The organism is Minwuia sp. (assembly GCF_048263705.1).
Lineage (GTDB): Bacteria > Pseudomonadota > Alphaproteobacteria > Minwuiales > Minwuiaceae > Minwuia.
Window position 1 is genome coordinate 109,737 of sequence record NZ_JBLXDV010000013.1, and the last position, 11,708, is coordinate 121,444.

Genomic DNA, 11,708 nt, shown 5'->3' on the forward strand with positions numbered 1-11,708 from the left:
CACTCTCCGGATCAGGCGGTCTGCGCGGCGGGCCGATCGCCAGCCGTCGCATTCAGTTCGGGGGCCTGCTCCGGCGCATCCGTGATGGTGCGCCAGATGTTGTAGACCATCAGCAGGGCACCGGCGATGTAGAGGCCGCCGCCAAGCGCGCGGATGACATAGAAGGGATGCATGGCCGCGACCGTTTCGGCGAAGCTGTAGACCAGGAAGCCGTTCGCATCATATTCGCGCCACATCAGACCCTGCATGATGCCGCTGACCCACATGACGGCCGCATAGATCACGATGCCGATGGTGGCGAGCCACACATGCCAGCTGACCAGGCGCAGGCTGTAGAGGCCCTGCTTGTTCCAGAGCTTCGGCACGAGGAAGTAGATCGCCCCGAAGGTGATCATGCCGACCCAGCCCAGCGCACCTGAATGCACGTGGCCGATGGTCCAGTCGGTGTAATGGCTCAGACCGTTGACCGCCTTGATCGACATCATCGGACCCTCGAAGGTCGACATGCCGTAGAAGGCGAGCGCGATCACCATCATGCGGATGACCGGATCGGTGCGCAGCTTGTCCCACGCCCCCGACAACGTCATCAGGCCGTTGATCATGCCGCCCCAGGACGGCATCCACAGCATGATCGAGAAGACCATGCCCAGCGTCTGCGCCCAGTCGGGCAGCGCCGTGTAATGCAAATGATGCGGCCCGGCCCAGATGTAGAGGAAGATCAGGCCCCAGAAGTGCACGATCGACAGCCGGTAGCTGTAGACCGGCCGTTCGGCCTGTTTCGGGACGAAGTAATACATCATCCCCAGGAAACCCGCCGTCAGGAAGAAGCCGACCGCATTGTGGCCGTACCACCATTGCGTCAGCGCGTCCTGGACGCCCGCGAAGGCGGAATAGCTCTTGGAGCCGAGGAAGGAGACCGGCACGGCCATGTTGTTGACCAGATGCAGCATGGCCACGGTGACGATGAAGGCCAGATAGAACCAGTTGGCGACATAGATGTGCGGTTCCTTGCGCCGGAACAGCGTCACCATGAAGACCGCCAGATAGGCGACCCAGACAATGGTCAGCCAGACATCCACATACCATTCGGGCTCGGCATATTCTTTCGACTGGGTCACGCCCATCACATAGCCGGTCGCCGCCAGCACGATGAAGAGCTGATAGCCCCAGAAGACGAACCAGGACAGGCCGCCCAGCGCCAGGCGGACCCGGCAGGTCCGCTGGACAACGTACAGGCTGGTGCAGATCAGGGCGTTGCCGCCAAAGGCGAAGATCACGGCGGAGGTGTGCAGGGGACGCAACCGCCCGAAGGTCGTGTATTCGAAGCCCAGGTTCAGGGCCGGAAAGGCCAGTTGAAGCGCGATCACAAGACCGACCAGAAAACCGACGACGCCCCAGAAGGTTGTCGCGATGACGCCGTATCGGATCACGCCGTCGGCATAGCCGGTCCCGTCATCGTCCGATGGCTCGCCGTAGCGCCGCAGCATGACATAGAGCGTCAGCATGCTGGCCGCGACGAAAACCCAGGCGTGCGCCCGGAACAGTTCGTCATGCCCCAGCGCCGCGCCGATCAGTCCGACGACGCCGCCAAGCGCCGCCAGAACCATCATGATGACATTGCCCATGAATGTCCCCCTTGCTGACCGCGGCGAGGAAGTTTGCCGCGTATGCCGGGGATAGGCGTTGCCATGAAACAGGTTCTTGATCTGGATCAAAACCGGGTCGGGCAGATGTGCGACCTTTTGGAAACTGCGAGTTTGACTGAGAGAAAGACTCCCGAAGGATGCGTATCAAGCTGACCCATTCGCATCTGAAACGCGCCATCAGCGACCAGATGCGGTTCGAGGCCGACGGACCGACGACGCTTGCCGACGAGCACGATCTGGTGCGCCATATCTGCGACGAACTGGAACGTGTGGCCGACGCGCTGCCCGACATGCCGACCGCGTCCGTTATCGGAACCCTTGTGCTGGCATTGCGCGTGGGCATTCCGGCACACTGCACCGAAGAGGAACGTGCCTTTCGGACATGGCTGGGCACCGGGCCGGAGCCCTCGGGTCCGCATCGGCGCGCACTGGAGCGGCTGACTTCGGAACATTCGGAGAATGAACCGCTGGGTCACGAACTGGCCGAGGCGCTGGAAACGGTGCAGGCCGAGGGCAGGATCCGGAATCCGGACGCGCTCGGCTATCTGATACGGCTGTATTTCCATACCATGCGCCGGCATGTCGAATGGGAGGAGTACATCCTGACGCAGGTGCTGGACCGGCCCTGATCAGGCCTCGGAGCTCGCCGCCGCGCGCAGGCCGTCCATATCCGTCACCGAGACCTCGCGCGTCGCATGCAGTTCGACGATTCCCGCGCTCTTCAGCTTGCCGATCTGGCGGCTGACCGTCTCGATGGTCAGGCCGAGATAGTCGGCGATGTCCGAGCGAGTCAGCGGCAGATGGAAACTGACCCCGGCCTGCTCGGCGGTATGGGCGCATCCGATCATCGGGCTGCGCCGCGCGATCATCTCCAGAAAGCTCGCCACCTTCTCGGACGCGGTCTTGCGCCCCAGCAGCAGCATCCAGTCGCGCGCCGCGTCCAGTTCGTTCAGCGTGTCCTGGAACAGGCGCATCTCGAAGCCCGGCTTCTCGCTGAGCAGCCGCTCGAATTCCTTCTTCGGGAAAACGCAGAGTTCCACATCGGTCGCCGCTTCCGCGAAATAGGGACTGCGCTCCCTGAAGGCGCGCCCCAGGAAATCGGGCGCAAACTGCAGGCCCACGATCTGCTGACGGCCATCGGCCATGATCTTGGTCAGCTTGACCGAACCGGCCACGATGTTGGCGAAGAATGTGATTTCCTCGTCTGCGTTGAGGATGGTCTCGCCCGCTTTCACGATCCGCTGCCGCGCGATCGCGTTGATTGCCGCGAGCTCATCCTCCGAAAGCGCCCCGCAAACCGCACGATGGCGGATGGCGCAGCTTGAGCACCGCATTACCTCACCATTGAGGGACATCATCTGCATCACACCGACCTCATGTCCGGATCATGAATGGTAACATAGTAGCCGGAAACCGCACCCGCCGCCGGTGAGCGATAGCGCACGCGTCAAACCGCGCATTTTTTCATCTTTCCCGCGGTATTTGATCCGGATCAAGAACGCAGCCCGCCGTCGCGGCATCATGTCGGCCTACCGTGCAGCCATGGGAGCGAAACGATGACCATCTCGGATATCCTTCTTCATCTGGATCCGGCTTCGGACAATGCAGCGGAAACCGGTGCCGCGATCGCGCTTGCGACCGAGCATGACGCGCATCTTGCCGGTCTGACGACCGTCACCGATCCGGACCTGCCGATCTATGGCTTTGCCGGTCTGTCCGAGGGGGTCTATCGGGCCATGGACTCCATGGTCGGCGACCAGATCGCGAAGGCGAAGGCCGCGTTCACCGAACGGACGGAAAAGGCCGGGATCGGCACCGACTTCCGGGCGGCCAAGACCTATGGTGCCGAAGTGCACGAAGTCGTCGCCACCCATGGCCGTCACGCCGATCTGGTGATCGTGCGCCAGTCCGACCCGGAAGTGCCCCGCGCCGGCGGCCGGGACGTCATCGAGGAAATCGTGCTGGCGGCGGGCCGGCCGGTGCTGGTCATCCCGTATATGGGGACGCATGAGAAGATCGCGTCCAACGTCGTTGTCGGCTGGGACGGCAGCCGCGAGGCAGCGCGGGCGCTGGGCGATGCGATGCCGCTGATCCGCAAGGCCGGCAAGGTCAATGTTCTGGTCGTCAACCCGCACAGTCGCGGCGACGCCCATGGCGAACTGCCCGGCGCGGACATCTCGACCCATCTGGCCCGTCACGGGCTGAACGTGAACCTGATGGTCGAGAGCGCAAGTGGCATCGATCCGGGCAACCTGATCCTGTCGCGGGCGGCGGACCTGGATGCGGACATGCTGGTGATGGGCGCGTTTGCCCACTCCCGCCTGCAGCAGACGCTGTTCGGTGGCGTCACCCGGTCGATCCTGCAGCAGATGACCCTGCCGGTCCTGCTGTCGCACTGATCGACAGGGAATCGGGCCGAAGCGCCTGAAACCGCGCTTCGGCCCGATCCGATCGGTTTCCGCGCTGCGCGTCAGAGCTTCCGCGCGATGATTTCCTTCATGATCTCGTTCGTGCCGGCATAGATCCGCTGCACGCGCGCGTCGGCATACATGCGGCTGATCGGATATTCCCACATGAAGCCGTAACCGCCGAACAGTTGCAGGCATTCGTCGATCATCTTGTTCTGCTGGTCCGAGGTCCACCATTTGGCCATCGATGCGGTTTCGGCATCCAGTTCGTCGCGCAGCAGCTTCGCCATGCAGTCGTCAACGAAAGTGCGGGCGACCTGGGCGATGGTCTTGACCTCCGCCAGCTTGAACCGCGTGTTCTGGAACTCGATCAGCGGCTGGCCGAACGCCTGCCGCTCCTTGCAGTATTCGACGGTCATGTCGAGCGCGGTCTCGATCGCCTGTGCCGCGCTGATCGCGACCTGCAGCCGTTCCCAGGCCAGTTCCTGCATCAGATACTGGAAGCCCTTGCCTTCCTCGCCCAGGATCCGGTCTGCGGGGATGCGGACGTTCTCGAAGAACAGCTCCGACGTGTCCTGCGCCTTCAGGCCCAGCTTCTTCAGGCGGCGGCCCTTGTCGAAGCCCTCGTCGCCGCGTTCCAGCATCACCAGCGACGTGCCCTTGGCGCCCTTGGTGGGGTCCGTCTTGGCCACGACGATCACGATGTCCGCGTTCCAGCCGTTGGTGATGAAGGTCTTCTGGCCGTTGACGACGATCTCGTTGCCGTCCTTCAGCGCCGTCGTCTTCACGGACTGCAGGTCCGACCCGGTGCCGGGCTCGGACATGGCGATGGCACCGATCAGTTCGCCGGACGCCATCTTCGGCAGGTACTTCTGTTTCTGCTCGTCCGAGCCGTAGCGCAGGATGTAGGGGGCCACGATTTCATTGTGCAGCCCGTACCCCAGTCCGGTCAGGTTCTGTTTCTGCACTTCCTCGAACAGGATCATGCTGTAAAGCCGGTCCGCGCCCGAGCCGCCGTATTCCTCGGGCATCGACATGCACAGGAACCCCAGTTCGCCCGCCCGTTTCCAGGCATCGCGATCGACGTAACCCTGCGCCTCCCACTTCTCGTGATGCGGTGCGATCTCGTCGGCCAGGAACTTCCGCATGGAGTTCCGGAAAATCTCGTGGTCTTCGGTGAAAATCTCGCGCTGCAGGCCCATCGCCTTCTCTCCCCGGTGAAAACTGTGCATGTGCTGCTCCGGTTATAGCGCAGGTGACGCGGACGTCACCACACATCGGAACGCCGCCATCCACCATGTCGCGTTGCGGTCGCCGTCCGGATCACCATATCTTGGCCATCAACCGAGCGAGGATGCCATGCAGACCCGAAACCCCCTGTTTGACGATATTTCCAAGGTGATGACGTCCGCCGCGGGTGCCTTTCAGGGCGCGCGTGAGGAAGTCGAGGCCAAGCTCCGCACCCAGCTGGAGCGGATCGTTGCGGATATGGATCTGGTTGACCGCGAAAGTTTCGAGGCCGTGAAGGAAATGGCGAGCGAAGCGCGGATGGAGAACGAACGGCTCGCCGCCGAGATCGAGACCCTGCGCCAGGAAGTGGCCGAACTGAAGAAACCCAAACGCGCGCCGCGACGCAAAAAGGCCGACGAAGCAGACAGCTGACCTTCCGCCAAGGAACGATTGACGCCGGGACTCCCGCCCCCCTAGCCTATATCTGGCGATTCGTTGACGTGTCGCCACGATATATGCTGATGGCATTCCGTTGTCAGCATGGCAGGGAGACCGGTTGTCATGAGCATGCTGATCGAACTCGCCGAGGCTTCCACCGTCAATCCCCTTGATGCCGTTGAGGATTTCGTCGATGCCAACGAATGGCCGGCGGACCGGACGGCGTCGGACGAGATGACGGTCGGGGTCACGGGCAAATGGTGTGATTTCCATCTGTGGGTGTCCTGGCGTCCGGAAATCCATGCGATGCACTTCGCCTGCGTCTTTGACCTGAAAGTACCGGCGGCCCGCCAGCCCGACCTGCACGGTCTGCTGGTGCTCGCGAACGAGAAGCTGTCGCTGGGCCATTTCGACCTCTGGCGCGACGAGGGCCTGCTGCTGTTCCGGCACGCGTTGCTGCTCGGTCGCGACGGCAGCGTCGAACTCGATCAGATCGAGGCCCTGTTCGACATTGCCTTCACCGAATGCGAGCGCTTCTTCCCCGCTGTCCAGTATGTCCTGTGGGGCGGCAAGTCCGCCGACGAGGCCGCAGAGGCCGCCATGATGGACTGCGTCGGCGAAGCCTGAGGCATTTGTCCGCCGCTACCCGTAGCGCGCATCCCTGAAGCGGCCCGGCATTCGATCGAAACGGTCAAATACCACAGGCTGTAACCCCCGCCTCCGTGCGGGGGCAACGGTCGACGCATCGAACGCCGCGCGTATCAGGTACTCAGCAAGGCCCCCGGATAAACCGGGGGTGACAGTCCGGGTGGCAGCGACTCAGTCAGGGCAGGGTCAGCTCTAAAGCTTGACGGTCAGGCCACCATCGACGAACAGCGTGTGGCCGGTGACGAAGGACGCGGCTTCCGAGGCGAGGAAAATAGCGGCACCGCCGATCTCGTCCGGACGGCCCCAGCGCGCGGCAGGTGTGCGCTCCTCCACCATCTTCGTGAACGCCGTGTCGGCCATCAGGGGCGCATTGAATTCCGTTCCGAAATAACCGGGCGCGATGGCGTTCACGCAGATCCCGGTCGAGGCCAGCTCCACGGCCAGGGATTTCGTCAGTCCGGCGATGGCATGTTTCGTTGCGACGTAGGAACTGATGTTCGGGCGCGCGATCTGCGACATGACCGATCCGATATTGACGATGCGACCATAGCCCCGTTCGGTCATCGGGCGCGCCACCTCACGGGCGAGCACATAGGGCGCGATCAGGTTACCCTCGACGACGTCGCGATAATCCGACGTCTTGCTCTCCAGCAAAGGCGCACGGCTGATCATCCCGGCATTGTTGATCAGGATATCGATACGCTTGCGGTCCGCCAGCACCGACTGGACGGCCCCGGCACAGGCCGTCTCGTCCGTCACGTCGAAGACGCGATGATCGGCCTTGCCGCCCTTCATCTCGATTTCCTGGACAACGTCCTGCAACGGCCCTTCGGTGCGGGCCGAAACAATGACGGTGGCCCCCGCCGAAGCGAGGGCCAAAGCCATCGAACGGCCAAGTCCCTTGCTGCCGCCGGTCACCAGGGCGATACGGCCATCCAGCCGCAACTGTGCATACATTCAATCGTTCTCCAGAGAAGGAATTCCGTTCAGCGCCGCCATTGGCCCGATCTGTCCTGAAACCAGGTGCCTTTCGGCGACGTCTGCACGATCTGCCGGGCGTAGACTTCGCCGACCTGTTCGACTGTCACCTGCTGTTCGGCGGCCCGGTCACGATAGATCTGCAGTCGCTGGCGATTGACCTGCGCCACGAAATCGGCAGCGGCGGGATCGCGCGCCACGGCCAGACCGTCAAAACGTTCGCCCACGGATCCGTTGGCCCGCAACGCGTCCAGCGACTGTGCCGATGCTGTTCCCATCAGGCCCAGCATCACCACGACACCAAGTATGATCTTGCGCAGCATCAGAATATCTCCGGGTTCCTGGCGATGTCAGTCTTCGCCTTTTCTTCCAGCCGGACACGCACATCGGCATCCAGCTTGATGTTCAGGTTGATGGTTATCGGTTCTTTCGGGGCCTCCAGCGCGACTTTCGGCGCACAGGCAGCCAGCGAGATCGATAAGAGCGCAATCAATGATGCGCCCGCAAGTGTCCTGGCGGTTCCGGTTCGTGTCATGGATCAACTTTCTGCCTGTCCTGGAGCGCGATCCGGCAGTTCCCGTGAACGCGTCCCGCTTCCAATTCGTGAATGTCGTTTCTCCGGCACATCACTGCAAGCCCCGAACGCCCGACTGCAGCACGCCCGAGGTCGCGCGGTACACAGTCAGCAGCGCCTCGACCAGCCTGTCCGCGTTGCCGGTCACATTGATATTGAAGACGAAGGGCTGACCATCCAGGTGCGCCGGATTGCGGCCTTCCAGCCTGATGAACAGCCGCGCCTCTCCGCCCAGCGCCTTGTCGATCTCGATGCTCAGACGATCGTAGTGAAAATCCGTCAGCGCATTCAGGATCAGGTCCGCATTCTCGCTGACCTGCCCGGCGAGCAGATCCCTGATCGCGCTGACCGGAAAGCTGAGCGTGCCCGGGCCTTCGGCAACCAGCCGCCCCCCGGCGATGGAAACCCGCTCGGCGGCGGTGATCCGCGCCGGCACCGTCCCCGTCAGGCGGCCACGCGCGGCGACACCCTCGATATCCAGCAGGGCCGCGAACGCCCCCAGTTCTATGGATTCGAAATTCAGCATCAGATCGATCGGTGCCTCTGCCGTGGTTACCGAGAAGGGTGCCAGCGACACCCGGCCATCCAGCATCCCGGCCGACAGTGCCGCAACGTCGAGCACCGGACCGGCGGAACCCTTGCGTATCGTGTAGGACACGTTCAGATCCCGGACTGGAAACCCAGCATCGATGCTGTCGATGAACAGCGCCTGAACACCGTCGCTGGCCAGCGGTGCCAGAGACCGCAGCCGCACCTCGGCCTCAAGCCCTTCGATCCGCGCGGGATCGAGGGTTGCCGCGGCATCGCGGATCGCAAACGTCAGTTGACCGTTCCGGTCAGCGGTCGTGAAGCGGAGCGTGCCGGACACGCGACCCCCGACCTGCGCCAGATCCGGCACATCCAGACCTGCCGCCCGGACGATCTCCAGCACCGGCGGCAAGGGTCCTTCCGGCAGGGTCAGCCGAAAGGCGTCAGGCCGCGCGTCGACGTCCATCACAAGGTCGGGCGAGGCGAGCGACGTCAGGCGGCCGTCGAACCGCGGCCTGTCGACGGCTTCGGTCAACCGCCCCTCGATGCGAAAGGGAGGCACTCCCGGCACGAGCCCTTCGGCCAGTTCGACTTTCGCCATGGTCAGCCGATGATCGAAGGTCGCACGTGCCGGATCGACCCGTCCCTCCAGAAGGATGCGGCGCGCGGTGCCGATGTCCGGTGCCCTGGCTTCCAGCAGGGTGACCCTGGTATCCAGCATGTCGCCCGCGCGCGCCCTGGCGAACGCCAGATCGGCCACGGCTTCCTGTGCGACCAGCGTGCCGCGCCCGATGACGCCGAGTCTCAGTTCGGAGGTCCGGAGCCGGACCGACACGTCCCGAAGCGCCGGCGCGCAGACGTCGAGTGTGCAGGGGCCCAGCGCTATGCGGCCCGAGAACTCGGCCCCCTTCCAGTCGTTCCGGAGGCTGAGAACGTCCGAAACCGTTCCACCGGCCAGGCCTGCGCCCCCGCCGTCGAACCGGATCACAGTCGCCTGTTCGGATCCGTCGACCGTGACCGGCACGCTCAACCGCAGGCCGTCGAGACGGCTGTCACCCAGCCGCATCCGATCCGCGCCGGTGGAAACGATCCCCTCGAACGAGACCGTCTTTCCAACATTGCCGCGGCCCTTCAGGCGCGTTTCGGTGAGCTTCTGACCCGCCACGACCAGTCCGGTCGCAGCGGCATCGATCCGTGCGAAATCGAACCTGTCGGCATGAACCACACCGTCGCGCAGATCGACATCCAGGGCGGCCAGCGAGCGGATGCCGACGCTGCCATTGATCGTCACCGGATCGCGAAGGGGATCCGAAATCAGGCCCGGAAGATTGTCGCCAACCAGCACCAGTTCAGGTCCGGCGACGAATTTCAGGTCCCGGCCGATCAGGGGTACATCGGAACGCGCCGAGATCTCTGCAGGTATCAGCACGGGCGACAGACCGGCAATATCGAGTGCCGCCGCGTTCACCGACACGCGGGTTTCGTCGGCGCCGATCCGGGCGGTCATCTCGACGTCGCCCGCGACACCTTCCGCGACATCGCGGATATCTTTCAGGGTACCGGAAACGGCCACGGTCAGCTGTCCGCGCAGCGACTTCGGTATTTCCGCCAGACCCGCGGTGCGGACACCGCCGGAGAAATCCAGCGCAACGGTCGCCTCGCCGGCGCCGACCGGAAAGGCCGGAAACGCGGCTCGAAACAGGGCAAGATCGTCCGAGGATGCAAAGGCGCTCAGGTCGACGACCGGATGATCGAAGGGCGCGGCGGCGACCGCGTTCAGGGCGAACGTGCTGGCCAGATCCGGCACCGCGCCCTCCATGCGGATGCTGACGAAATCAGGCTGGACGGTCATCTGCAGACTGACGTCGCTCGCATCGATCGGACGGGTCAGTGTCTCCGAGCCCAGTTCAAGCGTATCGACATCCGCGTTCACGGTGATGATCCCCGCCTGGGTCGCGGTTGTGCGGATGACGCCACGGGCCGAGACGCGCGCATGATCGAGCGCGAACGCCGAGTCAGCCGTGGCCAGTCCGGAGGGAGCGATATGGACCGTGCCCGGCACCTCCACGCTGACCGGACCAGCGTCGGTTTCCGCCAGCAGGGAGATCTCCGTCAGTCGGATGTCGGGCAGTGAAGCCGGTTCGTCCGGCCCATCGGCGGCAGGCTTCAGAAACGGATTCAGCGGGCCGAGATCCAGGCGTCCGTCACGGTAGGCGATGCGCGCATTGATCCCGTCCACCGCGACATGCGACACCTGACCCGCCAGCGGGTCGAAACCGACCTCCACGAGGTCTGCACTGTAGTCGGCGCCCGCCGAAAGATTCCGTATCCGGATGTGATCGAGATCCAGCTCGGTGACGTCGAGGCTGACGGGCGAGACGCCCTGCCGCTCGAACTGCCAGACGAGCACCTGCTCTGCCAGCCACAGCCGGCCAGCATAGACAACGGCAAGGAGGACCAGTGTCCCCGCCGTCAGAAAGGTGAATATTCTCAGAGCGCGCGCGGACACGGAAATTCTCCGCCGAACAGTACAGACGCCCTGTTATATGTCGTTCTTCAGCCGCTGCGCCAGAATCCTTGCGAACGGGACCGGTCAGACGTTGCCGTCGACAGCCAGACCCTGGACTTTCGCCAGCCGCTCCAACTGGGCCAGCACTTCTTCCGCCGGAAACTGCTTGATCACCTCGCCGGTGTCGCGGTCAACGGCCTTGTAGATGAAGCCGGCCTTCTGATCGTTCACGTCGATCTCAAGCGTCGCATTCGACGGAAATTCGGTGAACATGGCTCTGGCGACGGTTTCGGCCGCAGCGCCACGATCGACGACGGGTTCCGCAGCCTCTTCGCTGGCCTTCTCGGCCCGACGCTGTTCGATCTGCGCCGATCTGGTGGTTTGCCTGTCTTCGTCCGGTCCGGACTTGACGGTCGGTTTCAGCGCATCGGTACCGACCGGTACGCTGCCTGTTGCGCTTATCATGATGCCATTCCTTGATAGGTAAGGCCTCCTGACGGCTGTCCCGGTGAATCATGCAACGTCTGCGGGATCAGACCGCCTCAGCGCTTTGGGGACAGGGACCCGGAGGTCCCTATCCCCGTCGCGCGGTCTCCTAGAAGAGGCCGAGGATTGTCTGCGGTGCCTGGTTGGCGATGGACAGCGCCTGGACACCCAGCTGCTGCTTGATCTGCAGCGACTGAAGCCTCGCGCTTTCCTTGGCCAGGTCCGCGTCCACCAGATTGCCGACACCCGTGGTCAGGGTATCC

General features: G+C 63.7%; 13 protein-coding genes. 4 read left to right on the forward strand and 9 right to left on the reverse strand.

The features are described from left to right. Positions 1-11 precede the first annotated feature (11 nt). On the reverse strand, positions 12-1,625 hold the full coding sequence (ccoN, locus tag ACN0X7_RS16985) for a cytochrome-c oxidase, cbb3-type subunit I (protein WP_417519444.1): 1,614 nt from the start codon (positions 1,623-1,625) through the stop codon (positions 12-14). A 158-nt stretch (positions 1,626-1,783) separates the two neighbouring features. Here ccoN and ACN0X7_RS16990 point away from each other — a divergent pair, with 158 nt between their 5' ends. Continuing rightward, a complete protein-coding gene (locus ACN0X7_RS16990) occupies positions 1,784-2,275 on the forward strand; it encodes a hemerythrin domain-containing protein (RefSeq protein ID WP_417519446.1) in 492 nt (163 codons plus the stop codon). On the opposite strand, the gene ACN0X7_RS16995 is transcribed toward ACN0X7_RS16990, so the two are convergent. After that, positions 2,276-3,010 carry a Crp/Fnr family transcriptional regulator gene (locus ACN0X7_RS16995; RefSeq protein WP_417519448.1) on the reverse strand — a complete coding sequence of 245 codons (735 nt, stop codon included), beginning with the start codon at positions 3,008-3,010 and terminating at the stop codon, positions 2,276-2,278. 192 nt (positions 3,011-3,202) lie between these two features. On the opposite strand from ACN0X7_RS16995, the gene ACN0X7_RS17000 reads away from it, so the two are divergent. Beyond that, positions 3,203-4,045 carry a universal stress protein gene (locus ACN0X7_RS17000; RefSeq protein ID WP_417519450.1) on the forward strand — a complete coding sequence of 281 codons (843 nt, stop codon included), beginning with the start codon at positions 3,203-3,205 and terminating at the stop codon, positions 4,043-4,045. Between the two features lie 71 nt (positions 4,046-4,116). Here ACN0X7_RS17000 and ACN0X7_RS17005 read toward each other — a convergent pair whose 3' ends face one another. After that, positions 4,117-5,286: an acyl-CoA dehydrogenase family protein gene (locus ACN0X7_RS17005; RefSeq protein ID WP_417519452.1), complete on the reverse strand. Its 1,170-nt coding sequence runs from the start codon at positions 5,284-5,286 to the stop codon at positions 4,117-4,119. 127 nt (positions 5,287-5,413) lie between these two features. Here ACN0X7_RS17005 and ACN0X7_RS17010 point away from each other — a divergent pair, with 127 nt between their 5' ends. Beyond that, a complete protein-coding gene (locus tag ACN0X7_RS17010) occupies positions 5,414-5,716 on the forward strand; it encodes an accessory factor UbiK family protein (protein ID WP_417519454.1) in 303 nt (100 codons plus the stop codon). A gap of 129 nt (positions 5,717-5,845) precedes the next feature. Further along, entirely contained in the window at positions 5,846-6,349 is a 504-nt protein-coding gene (locus tag ACN0X7_RS17015) for a YbjN domain-containing protein (protein ID WP_417519456.1), read from the forward strand. A 213-nt stretch (positions 6,350-6,562) separates the two neighbouring features. Here the strand turns inward: ACN0X7_RS17015 and ACN0X7_RS17020 are convergent, their stop codons facing one another. From ACN0X7_RS17020 to ACN0X7_RS17045, 6 genes are all read right to left on the reverse strand, one after another. Next, positions 6,563-7,327 (reverse strand): SDR family NAD(P)-dependent oxidoreductase, encoded by a 765-nt coding sequence (locus tag ACN0X7_RS17020; protein ID WP_417519458.1) that lies wholly within the window; start codon positions 7,325-7,327, stop codon positions 6,563-6,565. Positions 7,328-7,356: 29 nt separating this feature from the next. Further along, positions 7,357-7,671, reverse strand: coding sequence for a YdbL family protein (locus tag ACN0X7_RS17025; protein WP_417519460.1), 315 nt, complete (start codon positions 7,669-7,671; stop codon positions 7,357-7,359). Continuing rightward, positions 7,671-7,883 (reverse strand): YnbE family lipoprotein, encoded by a 213-nt coding sequence (locus ACN0X7_RS17030; protein ID WP_417519462.1) that lies wholly within the window; start codon positions 7,881-7,883, stop codon positions 7,671-7,673. Before ACN0X7_RS17030 ends, ACN0X7_RS17025 begins: the two co-directional genes overlap by 1 nt. 91 nt (positions 7,884-7,974) lie before the next feature. Then, positions 7,975-10,959: an intermembrane phospholipid transport protein YdbH family protein gene (locus ACN0X7_RS17035; RefSeq protein WP_417519464.1), complete on the reverse strand. Its 2,985-nt coding sequence runs from the start codon at positions 10,957-10,959 to the stop codon at positions 7,975-7,977. Between the two features lie 84 nt (positions 10,960-11,043). Then, entirely contained in the window at positions 11,044-11,424 is a 381-nt protein-coding gene (locus ACN0X7_RS17040) for a flagellar protein FlaG (protein WP_417519466.1), read from the reverse strand. Between the two features lie 130 nt (positions 11,425-11,554). Continuing rightward, positions 11,555-11,708 (reverse strand): flagellin (locus ACN0X7_RS17045; protein WP_417519476.1); only part of this gene is annotated, 154 nt, incomplete at its 5' end.